Source organism: Streptomyces sioyaensis, assembly GCF_004122735.1.
Taxonomy (GTDB): domain Bacteria; phylum Actinomycetota; class Actinomycetes; order Streptomycetales; family Streptomycetaceae; genus Streptomyces; species Streptomyces sioyaensis.
The window spans coordinates 1-21,250 of record NZ_SDIF01000028.1 but is presented as its reverse complement, the minus strand read 5'-3'; the positions used below and the strand labels follow the sequence as shown (position 1 = coordinate 21,250).

At 73.0% G+C, this 21,250-nt stretch carries 19 protein-coding genes; 10 read left to right on the top strand and 9 right to left on the bottom strand.

What is annotated here, in order from left to right; translation table 11 throughout:
- Nucleotides 1-11: 11 nt before the first annotated feature.
- The 6 genes from egtD to EST54_RS12815 all read right to left on the bottom strand — a co-directional run bounded on the left by egtD (nt 12) and on the right by EST54_RS12815 (nt 5,393).
- Complete coding sequence (gene egtD / locus EST54_RS12840; RefSeq protein ID WP_129247729.1) at nt 12-974, bottom strand: L-histidine N(alpha)-methyltransferase; 963 nt, start codon at nt 972-974, stop codon at nt 12-14.
- A complete protein-coding gene (gene egtC, locus EST54_RS12835; protein WP_129247728.1) occupies nt 971-1,726 on the bottom strand; it encodes an ergothioneine biosynthesis protein EgtC in 756 nt (251 codons plus the stop codon). The genes egtD and egtC overlap by 4 nt, the downstream gene beginning before the upstream one ends.
- Before the next feature lie 37 nt (nt 1,727-1,763).
- Entirely contained in the window at nt 1,764-3,083 is a 1,320-nt protein-coding gene (egtB, locus tag EST54_RS12830; protein WP_129247727.1) for an ergothioneine biosynthesis protein EgtB, read from the bottom strand.
- The gene (gene egtA, locus EST54_RS12825) at nt 3,080-4,357 is read right to left on the bottom strand and encodes an ergothioneine biosynthesis glutamate--cysteine ligase EgtA (protein WP_129247726.1); all 1,278 of its coding nucleotides are present in this window, start codon (nt 4,355-4,357) and stop codon (nt 3,080-3,082) included. The genes egtB and egtA overlap by 4 nt, the downstream gene beginning before the upstream one ends.
- Nucleotides 4,358-4,765: 408 nt before the next feature.
- Nucleotides 4,766-5,026, bottom strand: a complete 261-nt coding sequence (locus EST54_RS12820; RefSeq protein ID WP_129247725.1) for a hypothetical protein — start codon at nt 5,024-5,026, stop codon at nt 4,766-4,768.
- Nucleotides 5,027-5,072: 46 nt separating this feature from the next.
- The gene (locus EST54_RS12815; protein ID WP_129247724.1) at nt 5,073-5,393 is read right to left on the bottom strand and encodes a hypothetical protein; all 321 of its coding nucleotides are present in this window, start codon (nt 5,391-5,393) and stop codon (nt 5,073-5,075) included.
- A 460-nt stretch (nt 5,394-5,853) separates the two neighbouring features.
- On the opposite strand from EST54_RS12815, the gene EST54_RS12805 reads away from it, so the two are divergent.
- Nucleotides 5,854-6,336 (top strand): phosphatase domain-containing protein, encoded by a 483-nt coding sequence (locus tag EST54_RS12805; RefSeq protein WP_129247723.1) that lies wholly within the window; start codon nt 5,854-5,856, stop codon nt 6,334-6,336.
- Nucleotides 6,337-6,514: 178 nt separating this feature from the next.
- Here the strand turns inward: EST54_RS12805 and EST54_RS12800 are convergent, their stop codons facing one another.
- On the bottom strand, nt 6,515-7,960 hold the full coding sequence (locus EST54_RS12800; protein ID WP_129247722.1) for a glyceraldehyde-3-phosphate dehydrogenase: 1,446 nt from the start codon (nt 7,958-7,960) through the stop codon (nt 6,515-6,517).
- 267 nt (nt 7,961-8,227) lie between these two features.
- Here EST54_RS12800 and EST54_RS12795 point away from each other — a divergent pair, with 267 nt between their 5' ends.
- From EST54_RS12795 to EST54_RS12780, 4 genes are all read left to right on the top strand, one after another.
- Nucleotides 8,228-9,298, top strand: coding sequence for a glycosyl hydrolase family 18 protein (locus tag EST54_RS12795; RefSeq protein WP_129247721.1), 1,071 nt, complete (start codon nt 8,228-8,230; stop codon nt 9,296-9,298).
- A 168-nt stretch (nt 9,299-9,466) separates the two neighbouring features.
- Nucleotides 9,467-10,465 (top strand): NADPH:quinone oxidoreductase family protein, encoded by a 999-nt coding sequence (locus EST54_RS12790; RefSeq protein WP_129247720.1) that lies wholly within the window; start codon nt 9,467-9,469, stop codon nt 10,463-10,465.
- Nucleotides 10,466-10,499: 34 nt separating this feature from the next.
- On the top strand, nt 10,500-11,645 hold the full coding sequence (locus EST54_RS12785) for an acyl-CoA dehydrogenase family protein (protein ID WP_129247719.1): 1,146 nt from the start codon (nt 10,500-10,502) through the stop codon (nt 11,643-11,645).
- The gene (locus EST54_RS12780) at nt 11,642-12,802 is read left to right on the top strand and encodes an acyl-CoA dehydrogenase family protein (RefSeq protein WP_129247718.1); all 1,161 of its coding nucleotides are present in this window, start codon (nt 11,642-11,644) and stop codon (nt 12,800-12,802) included. The genes EST54_RS12785 and EST54_RS12780 overlap by 4 nt, the downstream gene beginning before the upstream one ends.
- A gap of 28 nt (nt 12,803-12,830) precedes the next feature.
- Here EST54_RS12780 and EST54_RS12775 read toward each other — a convergent pair whose 3' ends face one another.
- Entirely contained in the window at nt 12,831-13,373 is a 543-nt protein-coding gene (locus EST54_RS12775) for a GPI anchored serine-threonine rich family protein (RefSeq protein WP_239012645.1), read from the bottom strand.
- Nucleotides 13,374-13,576: 203 nt separating this feature from the next.
- Between EST54_RS12775 and EST54_RS12770 the strand changes: the two genes are divergently transcribed.
- A complete protein-coding gene (locus tag EST54_RS12770; RefSeq protein ID WP_129247717.1) occupies nt 13,577-14,926 on the top strand; it encodes a hypothetical protein in 1,350 nt (449 codons plus the stop codon).
- Nucleotides 14,927-14,930: 4 nt separating this feature from the next.
- On the opposite strand, the gene EST54_RS12765 is transcribed toward EST54_RS12770, so the two are convergent.
- Nucleotides 14,931-15,473 (bottom strand): CHAP domain-containing protein, encoded by a 543-nt coding sequence (locus EST54_RS12765; protein WP_129247716.1) that lies wholly within the window; start codon nt 15,471-15,473, stop codon nt 14,931-14,933.
- Nucleotides 15,474-15,575: 102 nt separating this feature from the next.
- Here EST54_RS12765 and EST54_RS12760 point away from each other — a divergent pair, with 102 nt between their 5' ends.
- The 4 genes from EST54_RS12760 (at nt 15,576) to EST54_RS12745 (ending at nt 20,863) form a co-directional block, all read left to right on the top strand.
- Nucleotides 15,576-16,805 (top strand): S1 family peptidase, encoded by a 1,230-nt coding sequence (locus EST54_RS12760; protein WP_129247715.1) that lies wholly within the window; start codon nt 15,576-15,578, stop codon nt 16,803-16,805.
- A gap of 155 nt (nt 16,806-16,960) precedes the next feature.
- The gene (locus EST54_RS12755) at nt 16,961-17,431 is read left to right on the top strand and encodes an acyl-CoA thioesterase (protein ID WP_244942506.1); all 471 of its coding nucleotides are present in this window, start codon (nt 16,961-16,963) and stop codon (nt 17,429-17,431) included.
- A gap of 244 nt (nt 17,432-17,675) precedes the next feature.
- Nucleotides 17,676-19,697, top strand: a complete 2,022-nt coding sequence (locus tag EST54_RS12750) for a LodA/GoxA family CTQ-dependent oxidase (protein WP_129247714.1) — start codon at nt 17,676-17,678, stop codon at nt 19,695-19,697.
- Nucleotides 19,694-20,863: an NAD(P)/FAD-dependent oxidoreductase gene (locus tag EST54_RS12745; RefSeq protein ID WP_129247713.1), complete on the top strand. Its 1,170-nt coding sequence runs from the start codon at nt 19,694-19,696 to the stop codon at nt 20,861-20,863. The genes EST54_RS12750 and EST54_RS12745 overlap by 4 nt, the downstream gene beginning before the upstream one ends.
- Nucleotides 20,864-21,250 lie beyond the last annotated feature (387 nt).

The window sequence follows — 21,250 nt, the reverse complement described above, 5'->3', positions numbered from 1 at the left end:
AGGGACGGGGCTCAGACGCGGAAGGCCAGCGACAGCGCGAAGCGGTCCGCGCTGTCCGTCCACCAGCTGTTCAACTCCAGCCCGGCCGCGGCGAGTTCCTTGCGCACACCCTCCTGGCGGAACTTGGCCGAGACCTCGGTCCGCAGCTCCTCGCCCGCGGCGAAGGTCACCGCGAGGTCCACGCCGGGGATCTTCACGGTCAGGTCCTTGCGGGCCCGCAGCCGCATCTCGATCCACTCCTGCCGGGCGTCCCACACGGCGACATGGTCGAAGTCCGCCGGATCGAAGTCGCCGCCCAGCTCGCGGTTGATGACCTCCAGGACGTTCTTGTTGAACGCGGCCGTCACCCGCTGCGGATCGTCATAGGCGGCCACCAGGGTGGCCTCGTCCTTGACCAGGTCGGTGCCGAGCAGCAGGGCATCGCCCGGGGACAGCATGTCGTGCACCGAGCGCAGGAAGGCCGCGCGCTCGTCCGGCAGCAGATTCCCGAGGGTGCCGCCGAGGAAGGCGAGCAGCCGCGGGCCGGGAGTGGCGGGGAGCTCGATGCCCCGCTGGAAGTCGGCGACCAGCGCGTGCACGGTGAGCCCGGGATGCTCGGTCAGCAGCGCCTCGCCCGCCGCGGCCAGCGCGGATTCGCTGACGTCGATGGGCACATAGGTGTGCAGCGAGCCGAGCGCACCGATGAGATGGCGGGTCTTGTCGGACGAGCCGGAGCCCAGCTCGACCAGCGTGCGGGCCTGGGTGGCGGCGGCGATGTGGTCGGCGCGGGTGAGCAGGATCTCCCGCTCGGCCCGGGTCGGGTAGTAGTCGGGCAGCTTGGTGATGTCCTCGAACAGCTCGCTGCCGCGGGCGTCGTAGAACCACTTGGGCGGCAGCTGCTTGGGAGTGCGGGACAGCCCCTGCGTGACATCGGTGCGCAGCGCGGCCGCGGTGGCGTCGGCAGGGAGGGTGCGGGTGATGCTGAGCGGGCTCACGTCACGGGCTCCTTGAGCGGGGTGAGGTGGACCTCGGTCCGGGTGGCGCGCAGCAGGGTGCGGTCCGGGACCTCGGTCCAGTGGGGGGAATCGTCGTACGGTTCGGAGGCGACGGCCGTGCCGCCACCGGGGACGGCCAGGTGGTAGAGCGTGTCGCCCCAGGTGGTGGCGGCGATGGTGGTGCCGTCGGTGAGCAGCAGATTGAGCCGGGAGCCCGGGGCGGCCCCGGCGACGGCCGTGACGGTGCCGGCCAGCGCCTCGCCGAGCTCGTCACCGCGCTCCAGCCGGTGCCGGACCAGCGCCCAGAGGAACGCCGCGTCGCAGCGGGCCGGCAGCCGCAGCAGCTCCGCTGTCGGCAGCTCCGCGGCCAGCGGGGCGAGCGAGTCCGGCCAGCCGGTCACCGCGCCGTTGTGGCTGAACAGATGGCGCCCGGCGGCGTACGGCGCGGCCGCGGCCTCGGCGTCCGCACCGGCGACCGTGGCGTCCCGGACGGCGGCGAGCAGCGCGCCCGTGCGCACCACCCGGCCCAGGTCCGGCAGCAGCTCGTCGCCCCAGATCGGCCCGGCCCGCCGGTAGCGGGCGGGCACCGGGTCGTCCGGCGCGTACCAGCCGACGCCGAAGCCGTCCGCGTTGACCGTGCCGTGCCGCTGCTGGCGCGGTGCCCACGACTGCCGGAAGAGGCTGTGCGGCGGAGCCAGCACCAGCTGCCCGAAGGGTATCTCCGGTCCCAGGTACGCAAGATGACGGCACATCAGGCGATGACCTCCCGGGCCGGACGGGCCGCGGGCCTCATATGCCCGCCTCCGGGTCGGCGTCCCGGGCGGTACGGAACCCGGAGAAGATCTGCCGGCGGACCGGCAGGTCCCAGTTGCGGAAGGTGCCCCGGCAGGCCACCGGGTCGACCGCGAACGACCCGCCGCGCAGCACCTTGTACTCGTCGCCGAAGAACACCTCCGAGTACTCCCGGTAGGGGAACGCGGCGAAGCCCGGGTACGGCAGGAAGTCGCTCGCCGTCCACTCCCACACATCGCCGATCAGCTGCCGTACGCCCAGCGGTGACTGCCCGTCCGGGTAGCTGCCGATGGGGGCGGGCCGCAGATGCCGCTGGCCGAGGTTGGCGTGGGCCGGCGTGGGGTCCTCGTCGCCCCAGGGGTAGCGCATGGCCCGGCCGGTCGCCGGGTCGTACCGGGCGGCCTTCTCCCACTCGACCTCGGACGGCAGCCGCCGCCCCGCCCAGCGGGCGTAGGCATCCGCCTCGTACCAGCTCACGTGCAGCACCGGCTCGTCCGGCGGCACCGGCTCGGTCACCCCGAACCTCCGGCGCAGCCACTGGCCGCCGTCCCGCTGCCAGAACAGCGGGGCGTGCAGCGCGTGTTCCTGTACCTGCGCCCAGCCCGCGGGGTCCCACCAGCGCGGGTCCTCGTAGCCGCCGGCCTCGATGAAGCGCTGGTAGGCGCCGTTGCTGACCGGGGTGGTGTCGATGAGGAAGGCGGGGACCAGGCGGTGGTGGGCGGGCCGCTCGTTGTCCAGCGCCCAGGGCTCGGTGGAGGTGCCCATGGTGAACGGGCCGCCGGAGACCAGGACTTCGGCCGGAATGATCTCGTCGGTGGCGGGCGGCGGCTCGGGCGCGGTGAGCACGGCCGCACCGCGGCGGAGTTGGTGGGTGATGAGCATGGTCTCGTCGTGCTGCTGCTCGTGCTGGGCGATCATGCCGAAGGCGAAGCCGGAGTCCAGCAGCGGACCGCCGTGCAGCGGGGTGCGCTCCAGGATGTCCAGCACCCGGCCGCGGACCTCGGCGGCATAGCCGTGCGCTTCGTCCGGTGCCAGCAGCGGCAGCGAGGGACGGGTCGCCCGGGGGTGCTCGAAGGCGTCGTAGACGGCGTCGATGTCGGGGCGCAGCGCGTCACGGCCGCCGACGGTGCGCAGCAGCCACTGCTCCTCCTGGTTGCCTATGTGGGCCAGGTCCCACACCAGCGGGGACATCAGCGGGGAGTGCTGGGCGACGAGATCGGGGTGCTCGACGCAGGTGGTCAGCAGGCGGGTGCGGTCGCGGGCGGCCAGCAGCGCCGAGGCCGCCCGCTCACGAAGGAGCTCGGGGTCGATGGTCACTGGCTGTCCTTCCCAACGGTGAGGTCGCCCTCCATGGCGTACAGGGAGTCGAGATGGTCGTCCGCGGGGCAGCGGCCGCGCGCCACATAGCGCGCGGTGAACTCCGCGACCGCTGCGCACACCTCGGCCGAGGCGCCGAGCCGCGGCAGCGCCTCCTGCGCGGCGGCGAAACAGGCCACCGCCGCGGCGTGCAGCTCCGGATCGGTCAGCGCCCCGCGGGCGGCCCGCCGCCACAGCGGATTGCGCGGCGCCGGCCGTGAACCGGCGGTCTCCGCAAGGGGCTTGACGATGCGGTAGGCACTCTCCGTGGCCTCCGGGTCGTCGAACAGCGCGGCCGTGACGGCCAGCGGCACGATCCACCCGGCCTCGCCCGACTGCGCGTCGATCATGCGCAGCTCCAGATGGCCGCGCGGCCGTACGGGCGGGAAGAGCGTGGTGACGTGGTAATCGAGATCCTCCTGGGTGGGCGGCCGGGGCACGCCGGTCCGGACCCACTCCCGGAACGTGAGCCCTTCCGGTGCGTCCCACGGGCCGCCCTCGGAGCGCAGGCACATCACCGGGGCGTCCATGACGTAGCGCACCCAGGCGGCGCGCGGGTCCGGCCCCTGCGGCGGGGCGAGCGTACGGGCCGGGTCGAGCTGGGACCAGACGACCTGGCGGGTGGTGCGGTACCCGGTGGGGCAGCCCTCGCTGGTCGGTGAATTGGCGAAGGCCGCGGCCAGTACGGCACCCAGCAGATGCGCCAGCAGCCAGCGCCGGCCGTGCCCGAGCGGGCCGGGCTCCTCGTACCCGGCATCCACACACACCTGCACGGAGGCGGTGGCGCACATCATCGACCGCCCGGCGGAGCCCCAGCGGTCGAAGTACGCCTCCATGGCGTCGTAGCGCGGTTCGGTCAGCACCCGCTGCGGGCGGTGCCAGGGATTGTGGCCGTGGCCGGCCATGCCCAGCCCCATCGCCCGCATGGCGGGGCGGACCAGGGCGAGATCGGCGGTGACGGCCTCGATGCAGCCGGTGAGGGAGGTGGCGGCGGGTGAGCTGAGTTCCAGCTGGCCGCCCGGTTCGAAGGTCAGCAGGGAGCGGAGGGGGAGTGCGCGCAGGGTCGTGACCGCGCTGCGCAGCCGGGCCGGTTCGACCGGACATCGGGGGTTGCGCGCGTCGTGCACCAGCCACTCGATCTCGACTCCGATACGACGCGGCGGCCCCGTTTTGAAGCATATTCCGCGCAGGTGAGCTTCCAGCTCCGCTTCCGTGACAGCAGGCCGTACGGGCATGGAATCCCTCTCCCTTGTGGGGTGGCGGCAGGATTGCCGCCCTCCACCTAATCTGTTGCGGGCGATGCGCTCAAGGGCGCATCCGCCGCCGGAACGGCGACGGAGGGGCTCTCACCGGACCGACGGGCCGTCCGGACCGGGAGACTTCCGAAGGGTGCCGCGGCGCCTCCTCGGCGCCAGGACGGCCGCTCCGCCCGCCACGGGGCCCGCCGTGGGGCCCGGCGACCCGCCGGGCCGGCGGTGGACAGGGGCGAGCGGAACGTACGGCTGTTCGAGTGAGTGTGGGGCGGGGCGCGCTGTGACCGGGCGCTGCACGCGACTCCTGGCCCTGGCCGGCCCGCCCCGCACCGGCCAGGGCCCGGAGCGCTGCCCGCGACGCCGCCACGGCGCGCGGACCGGTGGGCCCTGCTATGTCGTGAAGTAGTCGTTCCAGGCGTCGATGAGCATTTGCCGGACCGACTGGTCGGCGTGTTGGGCCGCCTGATTGAACGTGCCGGTCACGCCGTAGTAGTAGAAGGCTCCGTCATTCGTCGCCATATGGTCTTCGGCGGGGTTGTCGACGTGCCGGCTGAAATGGAGATTCGCAAAGCTCGCCACGGCGGTGCAAATGTAGTACACCCAGTTTCCCGTCGCGTTCTCCATGGCGTTCGTGATACGCCAGTTGTCCATGGGCATGACGATCCGCGTCCCCCTCTTTCGCTGCTGATTTCGCGGATCAGACCGCGGACAGACTGATGTCACCCGTGCTGGCGACCGTCATGCGGTAATCCTGCGGGCTGCTCTCGACCTTGGCGAGGACGAACTCCCCCTTGCCGTCGTCCCACTGCCCTTTGACCTTCCAGTCGTCGTCCCAGATGATGCACCTGCCGCGACCGGTCTGTACGCTCAGTGGTTTGTCCTTGTGCTGCGAGATCCAGGCGTAGGCGTCGCTGTACGACCTCGGGTTCACGGACTCGCTGTCCCCGGCGTGCTCTTCGTTGACGAAGGACACGAACGAGTTCGACTGGTTGTCGCAGCCTCTGATTCCAGTGGTCATGCGGATCCCCTTTCCTTCACCGGGCCATGGCGCTTTCGGCTCGCCGGCAGTGGCCCGCACGCATCCGAATGCCGCGCTTCCGGGCCGGCCGGCTTCGTCGCGATGCAGCACAAAAGCTACCGATTCGACGGGTCCTTTGCGGACGAACGAGGGGAATCGGCTGGAAAATTGATCCTGGCCGGTTGGGTGCTCTTGCGGAGAATTGCCATGGACGAATGTGAGCTGCCGGGACTGCAGAGTTTTTTGTGCCGCAATTCGCCGTCCGGGGCGCCCTCTCAAGCGCCCCGGCCACGCCGCCCTGTGCCGATATCGCGTACGATCACCTCTCCCTCGCACAGGGAAGCGATACCGGCCGGATCGTGGTCACCCCGCCCGGGGCATCCGGCGATTTCGACGCCCGAAGACGACAGCAGACGACCAAGATGACCGACGACGGACGACAGAAGAGGACGACGACGGCATGACGGCACGCCCCTTGGCGGTCTTCGACCTGGACGGCACGCTCGCCGACACCGGCCACCGGCAGCATCTGCTGGAGCGCACCCCACGGGACTGGAAGGCCTTCTTCGCGGCGGCCACCGAGGACCCGCCGTTCGCCGAGGGGGTGGCCCTGGCCCTCCGCAGCACCGAGGACTGCGAGGTGGTCTACCTCACCGGCCGCCCGGAGCGCTGCCGCCGCGACACGCTGGCCTGGCTGGCCCGACACGGCCTTCCTGAGGGCCGGTTGTGGATGCGTCCCGACCACGACCGGCGCCCGGCCCGGCTCACCAAGCTGGAGATCCTGCGCCGGATCGCCCGCGACCGTCAGGTCCGTCATGTGGTCGATGACGACGAACTCGTCTGTGACGCCTGCGAGAAGGCCGGCTTCCCGGTGATCCGGGCCCGCTGGGCCACCCCGTCCGACACCCTGCGGGACGCCCAGCAGCGGGCCGGACGCACGTAGACATCGGGAGCGCCCGTGTCCGGCCGGGCCGGCGGCCCGGCCGGTGCCGCCGGGCCGTTCCGCAGCAGATCGGCCGGCGGGTGGCAGCGGGCGAGCAAAGGGATGCCGATTCTTGGGATCCCGTTGCCGCGCCCCACTGCCACCCGCCGGCCGGTACGCGTCGGACAGTCCGCCGAGGTCAGACCACCGGCGCCGGGTAGGTCGGGTACTCCACCCCGGAGACGTGCTGGACGACGCGGATGACCTGGCAGGAGTAGCCGAACTCGTTGTCGTACCAGAGGTAGAGGATCGCGTTGTCGCCCTCGACCTTGGTGGCGCCGGCGTCGACGATCGAGGCGTGGCGCGAGCCGATGAAGTCGTTCGAGACCGCGTCGGGGGCGCTGGTGAAGTCGATCTGGCGCATGAGCGGCGAGGTCAGCGACACATTGCGGAGGTAGTCGAGGACCTCCTCACGGCTGGTCTCGCGCGCGAGCTGAAGGTTGAGGATCGCGATCGAGACGTCCGGCACCGGGACGCGGATCGAGCTGCCGGTGATCTTCGCCTGGAGGTCCGGCAGCGCCTTGGCGACGGCGGAGGCGGCACCGGTCTCGGTGATGACCATGTTGAGCGGCGCCGAGCGGCCGCGGCGGTCGGAGTTGTGGTAGTTGTCCAGCAGGTTCTGGTCGTTGGTGAACGAGTGGACGGTCTCCACGTGACCGCGCAGGACGCCGTACTCGTCCGCCATCGCCTTCAGCGGCGGGACGATCGCGTTGGTGGTGCAGGACGCGCAGGACAGGATCTGCTCGTCCGGCTTGATGGTGTCGTGGTTGACGCCATGGACGACGTTGGGGACGTCGCCCTTGCCCGGCGCGGTCAGGACGACCTTGTCGATGCCGGGGCGCAGGTGCTTCGAGAGGCCCTCGCGGTCGCGCCACTTGCCGGTGTTGTCGATGAGGATGGCGTCCTTGATGCCGTACGCCGTGTAGTCGACCTCCGACGGGTCGTTCGCGTAGATCACCTTGATCTCGTTGCCGTTGGCGATGATCTTGCTGTTCGCCTCGTCAACGGTGATCGTGCCCTGGAACTGGCCGTGGATGGAGTCCCGGCGCAGCAGCGAGGCGCGCTTGACGATGTCCTGCTCGCCTCCCTGGCGGACGACGACGGCGCGCAGCCGCAGGCCGTTGCCGGAGCCGGCCTTCTCGATGAGCAGGCGGGCGACGAGGCGGCCGATGCGGCCGAACCCGTAGAGGACGACGTCGCGCGGCTCGCGGCGCTCGATCTTGTCGTCGCCCGTGGCCCCGGCGACGGCCTCGGCGGTGAACTCCTCCACCGACAGACCGCGGTCGTCGCTCCGGTACGTCTCGGCGAGCATGGCGATGTCGATCTGGGACGGGCCGAGATCGAGCGTGGTGAGCGCCTGCAGGAACGGCAGCGTCTCGGTGACCGAGAGTTCCTCGCCGGCGATCTGCCGGGCGAACCGGTGCGTCTTGAGGATGCTGACCACCGACTTGTTCACCAAGGAGCGGCTGTGCAGCAGGACCGTGACGTCCCGCTCGCGGTGCAGCTTCCCGATGATCGGGATCATCGACTCCGCGATCTCTTCGCGGTTTTTCCAGTTGGTGAACGAGTCGTCATTGACAGTCACAGGTTTATCTTTCGAGCTAGGCGGTGCTCATATGCTAACCCGCCCCTCATTTGGTCGGTTCAAGGGGTGCCCTCTGGGTGGGGTGCCGTGAGCGGGCTCACGGTCATGCCGGGGTGGGGGAGAGGTGCTCGGTGGGTGAACCGCGTTCTGGGATGTGGGGATCTGTGGCGGTATGGCGGGTTCATCGGCCCGTAGGCCGGGCCGGCCGGCGCCCCGTTCGGCGTATCTGACGGTGCGTCAGGGCAGCTGCCGGGTGACGCTCTGATCATGGAACAGGCATCAGGGTCCCGGCTGCGGGTCGGTCTTGCGCTCCTGCTGGCTCTCGCGGCGCTCCTCGCGCCCTGGTCCCCGGCGGCCGCGACGGCGCGGGAGCCGAGGGCCGGCGGGCGTACCGGCTCGGCCTGGCTGCCCTACTGGGGTGACACCGACGCCGCCTACCGCGACGCGCTGCGGCACGCCTCCCAGCTGCACACCGTCAGCCCTTTCTGGTATCAGGCGACGTCGGACAGCACCGTCACGGGACACGAAGGGGCCGGCCGGCGCAGCGTCGTCGACGGGCTGCACGGCGCCGGGATCGATGTCGTCCCGACCGTGACCGAGACCCTCGGCGCCGAGGAGATGGCCGGTCTGATGCATGATCGGCGGCGGCGCACGGACCACGTCGAGGCACTGCTGCGGATCATGGACAGCCGGCCCTACGACGGTCTCGACCTGGACTACGAGTCGATGGCGGTCACCCGCGACAAGGAGGTCCGCGCGCGGGTGCGCACGGGGTACAGCGCGCTCGTCGAGCAGCTGTGTGCGCGGCTGCACGCTCGTGAGGCGCAGTGCGTGGTCACGGTGCCCGCCCGGGTCCGCGGGGCGGGTGAGGCGTTCGACTACGAGGAGCTCGGCAGATACGCCGACCGGGTCCGGATCATGGGCTATGACCTGCACTGGTCGGGCGGCGACGCGGGGCCGCTGTCCGCCAGGGACTGGTACGGCGAATTCCTGCGGTACGCCACCTCCACCATCCCCCGGAACAAGATCGAGGTGGCCTTCCCGGGCTACGGCTGGGACTGGATCAGCGGGATCACCGGCCACGCCGCGCACCGGACCTGGAAGGAGGCCGAGGCGCTGCGCGAGCGGGAGGACGCGGAGTACCTCTTCGACGAGCGCTCCGGTACGCCGCACTTCACCTACCGCAAGGACGGCGAGGACCACGAGGTCTGGTACCAGGACGCGCGCGGCGTCCGGGAGCTGATGCCGCTGCTGAGGAAGTACGGGGTGCGCGGCACCGGGCTGTGGGCGCTCGGCTTCGAGGACCCGGAGACCTGGGCGGCGCTCCGCGGCGAATAGCCGCGCCGCCGCCCCGGACGGTGCGCCCGCTGCCCGTCGCGGGTGGCGCAGACTGTTCCCTCAGTGATACCGACCGCTTAGTATGTCGCTGGCGAGGGGGGCCGGTGTGCCCTTGGGGGCCGGTGTGCCCTTCGCCCCACCGCGTATCCGAGTCTGTGGAGGCACCAGGTGAAGGCATGGCGCGTACACGCGAACGGCGAGCCGCGTGAAGTGATGCGGCTGGAGGAGGTGCCGGATCCGCAGCCGGGCCCCGGGCAGCTGCTGCTGCGGGTGCGGGCCGCCAACGTCAACTTCCCGGACGCGCTGCTGTGCCGCGGGCTCTACCAGGTGCGGCCGCCGCTGCCGTTCACCCCGGGCGTGGAGATCTGCGGCGAGGTCCTCGCCGTGGGGGAGGGGGCGGCCGGGGACGTCGGCGCGCGGGTGCTCGCCCAGCCGCCGCTGCCCGACGGGGGCCTGGCCGAACTCGCGGTCGTCGACGCGGCGACCGTCCGTCCGGCGCCCGAGGCCCTGGACGACGCCGAGGCCGCGGCGCTGCACATCGGCTACCAGACCGGCTGGTTCGGACTGCACCGCCGGGCCCGCCTCCAGCCGGGCGAGACCCTGCTGGTGCACGCCGCAGCGGGGGGCGTCGGCAGCGCCGCGGTCCAGCTCGGCAAGGCCGCCGGGGCGCGGGTCATCGGCGTCGCGGGCGGCGCGGACAAGGCCCGTATCGCCCGCGAGCTGGGCTGTGACCTCGTCCTCGACCGGCGTCGTGACGACATCGTCGCCGGCGTCAAGGAAGCCACCGAAGGCCGCGGCGCCGACGTCGTCTACGACCCGGTGGGCGGCGACGCGTACGCCAAGTCCGTCAAGTGCATCGCCTTCGAGGGCCGGATCGTCGTCGTCGGCTTCGCCGGCGGAGCCATCCCCACCCCGGCTCTCAACCACGCCCTGGTGAAGAACTACGCGATCCTGGGCCTGCATTGGGGCCTGTACCAGACCAAGGACCCGGCCGCGATCGACGCCTGCCACGAGGAGCTGACCAAGCTCGCCGCGCAGGGCACCGTCAAGCCGCTCATCGGCGGGCGGGTCCCGTTGGCCGCGGCCGCCGACGCCGTACAGCGGGTCGCCGACGGGACGTCCGTCGGCCGGCTCGTGGTGCTGCCCGGAGCGGAGGAGGCGCGATGACCGACGCCGCGGACCTCCGCGGCGCACCGCCGCACTGCTCGCCGCCCATCCTCCCGCCGCGACCGGGCGGCTGGAGTTCCTGCGGGCCCGCTTCGACGCCGGGCTCGCCTGGGTCCACTTCCCCGAGGGCCTCGGCGGGCTGGACGCGCCCCGCTCCCTGCAGTCCGTCGTGGACGCCGAACTCACCGCCGCCGGCGCGCCCGACAACGACCCGGGACGGATCGGTATCGGCCTCGGCATGGCCGCGCCGACCATCCTGCGCTTCGGCTCCGACGAGCAGAAGCAGCGCTGGCTGCGTCCCCTGTGGACCGGCGAGGAAGTGTGGTGCCAGCTGTTCAGCGAGCCCGGAGCCGGCTCCGACCTGGCGGCGCTGGCGACCCGCGCGGTACCGGACGAGGAGGGCGGCTGGGTCGTGGACGGCCAGAAGGTCTGGACGTCCAGCGCGCACCTGGCCCGCTGGGCGATCCTGATCGCCCGCACCGACCCCGCGGTGCCCAAACACCGCGGCATCAGCTACTTCGTGTGCGACATGACCGACCCCGGTGTCGAGGTGCGGCCGCTGCGGCAGATCACCGGCGAGGCCGAGTTCAACGAGGTCTTCCTCACCGGTGTGCGGATCCCCGACGCCCATCGCCTCGGCGGGATCGGCGAGGGCTGGAAGGTCGCCCAGACCACGCTGATGAACGAGCGGGTCGCCATCGGCGGCGTCCGCATCCCCCGCGAGGGCGGCATGATCGGCGTCGCCGCCGAGGACTGGCGCGCCCGCCCCGACCTGCGCACCCACGAGCTGCACCAGCGGCTGCTGGCGCTGTGGGTGGAGTCGGAGGTCGCCCGGCTGACCGGGGAGCGGCTGCGCCAGCAGCTCTCCCAGGGCCAGCCCGGCCCCGAGGGCAGCGGGATGAAGCTGGCGTTCGCCCGGCTCGCCCAGGAGATCAGCGGCTGGGAGGTGGAGTTCCTCGCCGAGGACGGGCTGACCTACGACGACTGGACGATGCGCCGGCCCGACGGCGTCGACTTCACCGGCCGCGAGGCCGGCTACCGCTACCTGCGCGCCAAGGGGAACTCCATCGAAGGAGGCACCTCGGAAGTGCTGCTCAACATCGTCGCCGAACGTGTGCTGGGGCTGCCGCCCGAGCCGCGCACCGACAAGGACGTCGCGTGGAAGGACCTCCCCCGATGACCGACGGGACACCCCGCCCCGGCGCCCCGGCGCCCGACCCCGACCTCCTCTACTCCGCAGAGGAGGAGGCGCTGCGCGCCGCCGTACGGTCGCTGCTCGCCGACCGCAGCGATCCGGCCACCGTGCTCGCCGGCCTGGAGTCCGACGTCGCCTACGACACCGGCCTGTGGCGGGCGCTCGCCACGGAGATCGGCACCGCGGGGCTGCTGGTCCCCGAGAAGCTCGGCGGAGCGGGTGCGAGCGCCCGCGAGGCCGCCGTGGTCCTGGAGGAGCTGGGCCGCTCGGTCGCGCCCGTGCCCTACCTGACCAGCGCCGTCATCGCGGTGACCGCACTGCTCGGCTGCGGTGCCGACAGCGCCGAGAGTGCGGAAGCTGCCGCGCCGCTCGCCGCCGGCCGCACCGTCGCCGTGCTGGCCCTCCCGCTGCCCACCGCTCCGGGCGCGGTGCCGGACCCGGCCGTACGGGCCGCGGCGGACGGCACCCTCACCGGCCGGGTGACCTCCGTCGCCGACGCCGCGTCCGCCGAGCTGCTGCTCGTCCCGGCGCGGCGCCCCGACGGACCGGCGCTGTACGCGGTCGCGGCCGCGGCGGACGGCGTCCGCACCGAGACCGTCACGCCCCTCGACCTCACCCGCCCCCTCGGCCATCTCACCTTCGACGGCGCCCGCGGCCGCCTCCTGGCCACTGGGGACCGCGCCCGCGCCGCCGTGGACCGCGCCCTGCTCACCGGCGCCGGGCTGCTCGCCTCGGAACAGCTGGGCGTCGCCGAGTGGTGCCTGGCCGAGACCGTGCGCCACACCGCCGAGCGCACCCAGTTCGGCCGCCCCGTCGGCTCGTTCCAGGCGCTCAAGCACCGGATGGCCGCGCTCTGGCTGGAGGTCGCCTCGGCCCGCGCCGCCGCCCGTTACGCCGCCGACGCCCTGGCCGCCGACAGCCCCGATGCCCCGGTGGCGGTGGCCGTCGCCCAGGCGTACTGCGCGCCGGTGGCGGTCCGCGCCGCCGAGGAGTGCGTCCAGCTGCACGGCGGCATCGGCATGACCTGGGAGCACCCGGCCCATCTGTTCCTCAAGCGGGCCAAGAGCGATGAGCTCGCCCTCGGCTCGCCGGGGCGGCACCGGGACGCCCTGGCCGGGCTGGTCGGGATCGACGCGCCGTAGAGCGGTCCGTCGCGGCCGGCGGTGGCGGTCACGCGGTGATGGCGAAGGTCCGGCTGACACCGCGGACCGCGCCGTCACCGGCGGTGGCCACCTCCAGGAAGTAGTGGCGGCCCGGCGGCACGTTGGGCAGCGTCACCAGCACTTCGCCGGTCGGCCCGTCGCCGGCCCGGGACGCCACCACCGCCACCCGCTGCGCATCGCCCTGGCCGGTCTCCGCGTACAGCCAGACGTCCACCTGCTCACCCGTGGTGTTCGTCCAGGCCACCGTGAAGCTGCCGTTGGCCTTGTAGTCGACGCCGGGCGCGGGGGCGGTCACCACGATCCGCCCCGTCGGGGGCCTGGCGAACCGCTCCTCCTCCGGGCCGGCGGCGGTCGCGCCCAGGGCCGAGGTGGCGGCCCGGGCGGCCGAGCCCGCGTGGCCGGACGTGGCGGCCACCGCATTGCGGTCCGGCGGCCAGCTCTTCCCGGACTCGGGGTGCGACGGCGCGAGCGAGATCACCAGCATGCAGCCGACGGCGGTGGTGGCGACGGCGACGGCCAGATTGGTGGCCATCGAGGTGGCCCTAGACATCGTCTCCTCGTTTCCTGGGGGGAGGCACGAGCGGGTACATCCCCGGCACTTCGATCATCAAAAACGACGCGCTGAGCGATCACCTGGATGGACATCTCCGGCGCGACAGCCTCCCGGGGGTGCGGGAAAATCCCCCGATGTGCATGGCGTCGATGGCTACATCGGTGATGTCTGGAAAGTGCGGTTCGGGTAGCGTCGAACACATGAAGACCGCAACTCGTCGTGCGCTGATCGGACCCGTTCTCCTGCTGGTGGCCGCCTTGCTGGCGGTGGCCGCCGCGATGGCCCCGGGAGCCCGTGCCGCCGGCGGTCTCGACGATGCCGCGGCCACCCTGAAGAAGGGCCCGGTCTACGTCGATCCGCGCGCCTCCGGCCAGTTCACCTCCGCCCAGGCGGACGCACTGGCCAAGAAGATCAAGGACGCGGACAAGCCGATCTTCGTCGCCGTGCTGCCGCGGACCGCCGACTACCCGCCCAGCACGCTGCTGCGTGACCTGCGCACCAAGGTCGGCATCAGCGGCGTCTACGCCGTCGAACTCGGCGACGGCTTCAACGCCGGCGCCGACCCGCGGGTGATGTCGCACAGCTCGGTGCAGAACCTCGTCGGATCGGTCAAGCGCTCCCACTACCCGACGGTCAGCGCCCGGCTGAACAGCTTCGTCGACACCGCGAACCAGTCGGCCAACGGCCAGGCCCCGTCCTCCTGGGGCGGCTCCGCGGGCTCCGGCTTCGACACCGGCACGGCGATCGGGCTCGGTGTGCTGGTGGTCGTCGGCGGTGGTGGCGCGTACGCCATCGCCCGCCGCAACCGCAAGCGGCGGGCCGAGGAGGAGCGGGCCGCGCTGGAGGAGCTGCGGGTCGTCGTCGACGAGGACATCACCGCCTTCGGCGAGGAGCTGGACCGGCTCGACTTCCACCCCGGTGAGGCCGGCGCCGACGACGCGATGCGCGCGGACTACAGCCGTGCGCTGGACTCGTACGAGAACGCCAAGTCGTCGATGGCGGCGGTCCAGCACCCCGGCGAGGTGCAGGCCGTGACCCAGGCCCTGGAGGACGGCCGGTTCTCGCTGGCCACCCTCGCCGCGCGACGGGAGGGCAAGCCGCTGCCCGAGCGCCGGCTGCCCTGCTTTTTCGACCCGCGCCACGGCCCGTCCGTCACCGACGCGACCTGGGCGCCGGCGGGCGGTGCCGAGCGCACCGTACCGGTCTGCGCCGCGGACAAGAGCCGCCTGGACGACGGCCGGGAACCGCTGGCCCGCACGGTCCGCACGGCGAGCGGCGACCGCCCCTACTGGGACGCGGGACCGGCCTACGCCCCCTGGGCCGGCGGCTACTTCGGCGGCGGTCTGCTGCCCGGGCTCCTGGTGGGCACGCTGCTCGGCAACATGATGATGTCGTCGAACGCCTACGGCGCCGACTTCGGCGGCACGGGTGCCGACGGCGGTGACTTCTCCGGATCCGACTTCAACCCGGACGACTTCGGCGGCGGCTTCGGTGACGGCGGCGGGTTCGGGGACGGCGGCGGTTTCGGCGGTGACGGCGGCGGCTTCTGAGCCGTCAGCGGCCGGTCGCGCGCACCACCCGCTTGGCACCGAGGAACCGCCGGTAACGCGGCCGCGCCGCGAAGTCCGCATAGCGCCAGACGGCGGGCCGGCCGGCCTCCCGGCACAGGTGCAGCACCTGGTCGGGCCCCAGATGGACGCCCACGTGCGCGCCGTACCCCGGTGGCCGGTCGGCGGCCGGGCCGGCGTCGAACAGCACCAGGTCCAGCGGTTGCGGACGGGCGGCCCGCCGGGTCGCCCGGTCGTCCGCCCACAGCTCCGCCGAGCGCAACGGCGGTACCAGCAGCCCGAAGTGGCGCAGCACGGCATAGGCGTAGCGCTGGCAGTTGGCGCCGTCGGCCAGGTCGGCGAAGGCGTCGGGGGCGGCCGGGACGGTGGCACCGGCGGCCTTCCGCGGCAGGAATGACGGGCATTCAGGTGCCCCGGCTCCCGGATGGCGGGCACCCGAGTAGGTCACCTTGCGCAGCACCTCCGGCAACCGCGCGAACGCCACCGCGCCGCCGGCGGCGGGAATTTGGTGCCGGTGCTCGTCGGTCATCCGGACATGGTGCACCCGGTCTCCCTCGTGCCGCACCTCGCGGGGTCGCGCAGGCTCGCTCCATCGGATCCGACGTGCACTCGACACCGCGAGGAGACCCCGATGGAACGCCGCTCTCGCAAGGCAGCTCTCTGGGGCGCGGCCGTGGCCGCCGTCCTGGCGGCAGCCGGCCCGCTCAGCCCGGCACACGCCGGGATCCGGCCCGACCCGTCGCCCTCGCCGGCGCCGCGCGGCATGCTCGATGCGATGCGGCGGGACCTCGGGCTGACGGCGGCGCAGGTGCGGACCCGGCTCGCGCAGGAGGCCGACGCCCACCGTTCGGTGGCCGCCGTGCGCCGGGCGCTGAGCGCGCCGCCCGCCGGCATGTGGTTCGACAAGTCGACCGGCCGGCTCGTCGTCGCGGTCACCGGCGCCGCCGACGCACAGCGGGTACGGGACGTCGGGGCGGTGCCCAGGACGGTGCCGCACAGCCGTGCCGCGCTCACCGGCCTGATGCGCCGGATCAGCGGCCGGGCCGGTGGCGGGGTGCCGGGCGTCACCGGCTGGGGGGTGGACGAGCGCGCCAACGGCGTCGTGCTCCGGGTCGCCCGCACCCGGCGCGGCCCGCGGACCGACGCCTTCGAGCGCACCGTCCGCGGCCTCGGGGCGCGCGCGAGGATCCCGGTCACCGTCGAGCGCAGCGACCAGACGCCACGGCAGCAGGGCGGATCGGTGGTGGGCGGGGAGCGGTGGCTGCCCGGCAGCGAGGGCATCTGCTCCATCGGCTTCACGGTGACCGGACCCGGCGATTTCCAGGGCTTTCTGACGGCCGGTCACTGCACCCTCACCGCCGATCAGGCCGCCTACGGCAAGGACGGCAGCCGCATGGGGACCTCCAACCAGGGCGGCGGGCACAGCATCAACGGACGCGAGGGCGACTTCGGACTGGTCCGGGTCGACCAGCCGGGCTGGACCGTCAGCTCGAACGTGGCGGGCCAGGGCGGTACGCCGGTCGCCGTCACCGGCTCCCAGGAGGGGCTGGTCGGGATGTCGATGTGCCGCTCCGGCCAGAGCAGTGGCTGGCACTGCGGGGAGATCACCCGGGTCGACCAGACCGTGGACTACGGAAACACGGTCATCGAGGGCCTGTCGTTCACCAACGCCTGCTCGGCGCCCGGCGATTCGGGCGGCTCGTACGTCACCCAGCCCAACGCCCCGATGGCGCTCGGCATGCACTCCGGAGGAGGCCCCGCGACCTGCGGCAACTTCGGCGGCCCCACCCTGACCATCTTCCAGCCGGTCGGCGAGGCCCTGGCCAGGTGGAATCTGAAGCTGAAGACGGGCAGCCCCTGACGCACGCCGCCGCCCGTCGCGGCTCTCACGGGCCGGCGTCCGATTGCCGGGGGACGCTCCGCCCCCGGTGACCCGTCGCGTACGGTGTGAAGCCAGTGGCTGATGAGGCCTGATGTGCCCCTGTGGCGCGTGGGTCCGAGGGGAGCGGAGCGCTCGTGACGGAACTGGCGGACACGGCAGTGGGCACCCACGACGCGGCGGAGCCGTTCGCCGTCGGGATCACGGTGCGCGGCTACGAGACGGACACCCAGGGGCATCTCAATCAGAGCGTCTATCTCCAGTACGCCGAGCACGCCCGCTGGTCGCTGTTGCAGGCGAGCGGGATCCGCCAGAGCACCATGGTGGACCGGCGCATCGGCCCGGTGACGGTCGAGACCACCATCCGCTACCGGCGGGAGCTGCGCGCGGGTGACGAGGTCGAGGTGAGCTGTGCGTTCGTCTGGGGCGAGGGCAAGACCTTCCGGATCGAGCAGACCGTCCGCACGACGGACGGGACGGTGGCGGCCGAGGTGAGCGCCGTCTGCGGACTGCTCGACCTCACCGCACGCAAGCTGCTGGCCGACCCGCGGGCGGCCTTCCGCGAACTGGCCCACGACCCCTCGCTGCTGGGCCTCACGGCGGGCTGACGGGCGCGCAGTGCGGCGCCGCCCAGGGACCGCGGACCGGGCCTGCCGCTGGGGCACCGCCCCGCCGGCCCGGTGGTCACCGTCACGGCCCGTGAGCGGGCTCCGGGCGGATCCGCGCGCGGGCCGTCCCGAAGGGGTGAATCCGTGCACCCATTGCGACGCCTCGATGTCCTCCCCTGAGCGGCGCCGATCCTACGTTTGAAGCCTTCGGGGGCATCCACGCCCGCCCAGTGAGAGGCCTTCGATGGACACCCAGATCGCACAGGTGAAGATCCACCCCGCCATCGGCATAGCCCGGGTGGGCAACAGTGGTCAGCAGCCCTTCCTCGGCCCGGAGTCACCGGACCAGCCGCCGCCGCCCGCCGGCTCGTACAAGGACAGCTCGGGGAAGATCGTCCGGCAGGCCGCCCGCTTCCGGATCTACGGCTACAACCAGGCGGGCGAGGTCGTCCGGGAGCTCAAGCTGGGCGACGAGGAGGTCACCGAGATCACGTGGTCGGTGCACCTGGCCAACAAGAAGGCCGCCTGGTACCAGTTCCACCTCCCGCTCGACATCCCCGAGGCCACCGCCCTGCCGGACGCCCAGCGGCGCCGGCGGAACTTCGGCGTCCGGGGAGCGGAGCGCAAGAAGCTCGTCAACGATCCCGGCCGGCAGACCATCCGCGCCTCCGTGCACGAGACCGCCACCTTCGCCGGGAAGATCATGAACCGGCCGGCTCCCCTCGGCTCGATCTCCACCCAGACCGACGGCCGCCTGCTGGTCGTCGGCGGTGCCGGCACGTCGGCGTCCTACACCACGCCCGAGACGCCGATCTCCGGCGTCGCCAACAACGACACCTGGTACGACGATGTCTCCGACGGCCCGGTCACCGCGGAGGTCACCCTCAGGGGCGGCACGAAGACCGCGACCCCCGCCTGGGTCGTGGTCGGCCCGCCGCACTTCGCACCCGGCGTGAAGACCGTCCGCACCCTCTACGACCTGCTCTACGACGTGTTCGTCACCGAGCACACGCTGCCCGCCGTGCAGCAGGTCTCGTACCCGGACCACATCGAACCGCTCTTGCGGAGGTTCTGCGATCTGCAGTGGGTCAACCACGGCTTCGCCACCCAGTTCGGCTGGGGCGGCCCGCATGACTTCCGAGAACCGGCCCTGCGCAAGCGGCTCGCCGACCCGGGCGAGGCCAGCCGGGAACTCCGCCTCCAGATCTACGTGCAGATGCGCGACTTCGAGCGGGACGGGACGTCCCCACTGCCCTGGCCCTGGCTCTACGGCGACGCCATGGCCAGCGGCAAGCCCACGTCCGTACGGCAGCACATCACGCTCTCCGCGACCCAGGACCGGATGCTGGCCCAGTGGGCCGACGGCCACTTCACCACCGGCCCGCCCCGCACGGGCTACCCGGTCGTGGACGAGGCGCCGCCCGCCGAACAGCCGCACCTGCTGGACCGGGCCGCACTGGAGAACTGCGCCGCCGACGCCTTCCACCCCGGCATCGAGGTCACCTGGCCGATGCGGCACAAGACCCTGTACGCCGAGCCCTTCCGCATCCTGCACCGCACGCCGGAGAACCCGGAACGCGACTACGGCGACGTCCTCACGGTCCAGGACGCCCTGGGAAAGAACGGCCCGCTGTACGCCCAGGGCCCGGGCGACCTCACCCGCTGGATGGCCGCCCCCTGGCAGTGCGATGCGGCGAGCTGCCGCTCCGGCTACCAGGTGCGGTCCGGGCTCGGCCCCCGCTACAGCCCCTATCTGCCCACCTTCTGGCCCGCCCAGATCCCCAACCACGTGCTCACGCAGTCGGACTTCGCCGCCGTCAACACCCCGCCGGCCGGCTCCGACGACAGCGCCAGGGAGCAGGCCTTCGAGAAGCGGGCGGTGTGGCTGCGGGGTCTGCGGGGCGCCGACTTCAACAAGCAGCGCCGGCAGATGATCGACGACTGGTTCAGGTTCGGCATCGTCGAGACCCGCGAATACACCGTGGGTGACGCGAAGTTCCCCCGCTACCTGCACGTGGAGTCCGAGCCCGGCTATCCGCCGGCTCCCGACCACGCCAACCTCATCAACATCCAGGTACCCGAGGCGGGCGTGCCCCAACTGGCAGGGGTGGCCGGTACCTGGACCGGGGAGGTCCCGGCCGAGACCGTGGAGTCCATGCTCGTGCAGCAGGCGGTCCTGGAGGTCAAGGAGGCGACCGGTCAGGACGAGTCGGCGATCGCCGCCGGATACCTGGAGAAGCTCGACCCCTTCCACGGCGCCCCGTGACCCCCGCACCCGGCTACGACGTCGTGGTCGCGGGCGGTGGGCCGGCCGGCTGCGCCGCCGCGCTCGCCCTCGTACGGGCCGGGCGCAGCGTCCTGCTCGCCGACGCCGGCACCGGCCCGCCCAAGACCGGCGAGGCGCTGGTGTCCGTGGGGCGGCTGCTCCTGGCCGACCTCGGCGTGGCGGGACCGGTCCTGGGCAGCGGCCATCTGCCCTGCCACGGCACCCTGTCGGCCTGGGGCTCGGCCGCACTGCACGCCGTGGACTCCCTCCACGACCCGTACGGTCACGGCTGGCACCTCGACCGTCCGCTCTTCGACCGGCGGCTGCGCGCCGCCGCCCGTGCGGCGGGCGCCGACGTCGCCGAGCACACCGGCGTACGGCGCCCCGCCCGGCAGCCGGACGGCACCTGGCGGCTCACCCTGGGCGACCGCACCGGCGGCGGGGAACGGACGGTCCGCTGCCGCTGGGTGGTGGACGCCACCGGACGGCGCGCCGCGCTCGCCGTCCGCTCCGGTGCCCGGCGGTGCACGGGAGACCGGCTCACCGCCCTCCACCTCCTCCTCGACCCGGCCCCGCAGACCCCCACCGACGGCCGTTCGCTGGTCGAGTCCGACGAGGACGGCTGGTGGTACAGCGCGCTGCTGCCCTCCCGGCACCGCCTGGTCGCCTACTTCACCGACCCCGACCTCCTTGCCGCCGTCCGCGGGCCCGAGCGGTTCCGCGACCGGCTGCTGGCCACCCGGCACCTCTCCGGCCGGGCCCTTCCGCACGGCCTGGGCACCTTGCGGCCACCCCGCCGGGCCCCCGCGCACAGCGCACATCTGGACCGGGTGCACGGCGCCGGCTGGACGGCCGCCGGAGACGCGGCGGCCGCCTTCGACCCGCTCAGCTCCCAGGGCATCCTCACCGCCCTCTACACCGGGCTGAGCGCGGGCCAGGCGGTCGACGCCCGGCTGCACGGCGACCGGACGGCCCTGGCCGACTACGCCGCGAAGGTCGCCGCGGCCCGGGGCGCCTACCACCACGGCCACCGTGCCGTGCACGCCCAGGAAACCCGCTGGGCCGACCGCCCCTTCTGGGCCCGGCGGCAGCGGACCACCGGACCGGGATGCGGGGCATGCCGGGGCAAGCAGTTATCGGCCACCCCTGGGGCCGGTGGGCGATAACGGGCCGGTGGGGAGTGAGGGGCCCGGGGCCGCCGGTGTGACGGCGCGTGGACAGCGGGCTTGTGCCGCACGGTGGCGGGAGCGGAACGGGACGCGCGGGGACCGCCCCCGCGCCGCCGGACGGTGCACCCGGCCCGGTCCCGCCGGGCGGCCGGTGCGGCACTGCACCTCGGAGCGGGGAGGGCGGCCGAAAAGGCCGGCCGCACGGCGGCGCGCGTGACCTTGGCGGAATCAACTACCGCCTGGCGCAGATGCGTTGACAGTGCAAGGGGTCGGCCCCACGATGCAACGCGGCAATCAGCGGGCTACCACTGGGTAGCGCAGGTGGCAGTGGTCAGCGTGTTCGCCCCCCTCCGGCAGAAGGAGCGCCCGTGGTCCCCCCGCCCC

Coding starts and splice junctions, on each gene's coding strand:
- egtC (WP_129247728.1), bottom strand. CDS start 1,726: ATGTGCCGTCATCTTGCGTACCTGGGACCGGAGATACCCTTCGGGCAG.
- egtA (WP_129247726.1), bottom strand. CDS start 4,357: ATGCCCGTACGGCCTGCTGTCACGGAAGCGGAGCTGGAAGCTCACCTG.
- EST54_RS12820 (WP_129247725.1), bottom strand. CDS start 5,026: ATGGACAACTGGCGTATCACGAACGCCATGGAGAACGCGACGGGAAAC.
- EST54_RS12815 (WP_129247724.1), bottom strand. CDS start 5,393: ATGACCACTGGAATCAGAGGCTGCGACAACCAGTCGAACTCGTTCGTG.
- EST54_RS12805 (WP_129247723.1), top strand. CDS start 5,854: ATGACGGCACGCCCCTTGGCGGTCTTCGACCTGGACGGCACGCTCGCC.
- EST54_RS12795 (WP_129247721.1), top strand. CDS start 8,228: ATGGAACAGGCATCAGGGTCCCGGCTGCGGGTCGGTCTTGCGCTCCTG.
- EST54_RS12780 (WP_129247718.1), top strand. CDS start 11,642: ATGACCGACGGGACACCCCGCCCCGGCGCCCCGGCGCCCGACCCCGAC.
- EST54_RS12775 (WP_239012645.1), bottom strand. CDS start 13,373: ATGTCTAGGGCCACCTCGATGGCCACCAATCTGGCCGTCGCCGTCGCC.
- EST54_RS12770 (WP_129247717.1), top strand. CDS start 13,577: ATGAAGACCGCAACTCGTCGTGCGCTGATCGGACCCGTTCTCCTGCTG.
- EST54_RS12765 (WP_129247716.1), bottom strand. CDS start 15,473: ATGACCGACGAGCACCGGCACCAAATTCCCGCCGCCGGCGGCGCGGTG.
- EST54_RS12760 (WP_129247715.1), top strand. CDS start 15,576: ATGGAACGCCGCTCTCGCAAGGCAGCTCTCTGGGGCGCGGCCGTGGCC.
- EST54_RS12750 (WP_129247714.1), top strand. CDS start 17,676: ATGGACACCCAGATCGCACAGGTGAAGATCCACCCCGCCATCGGCATA.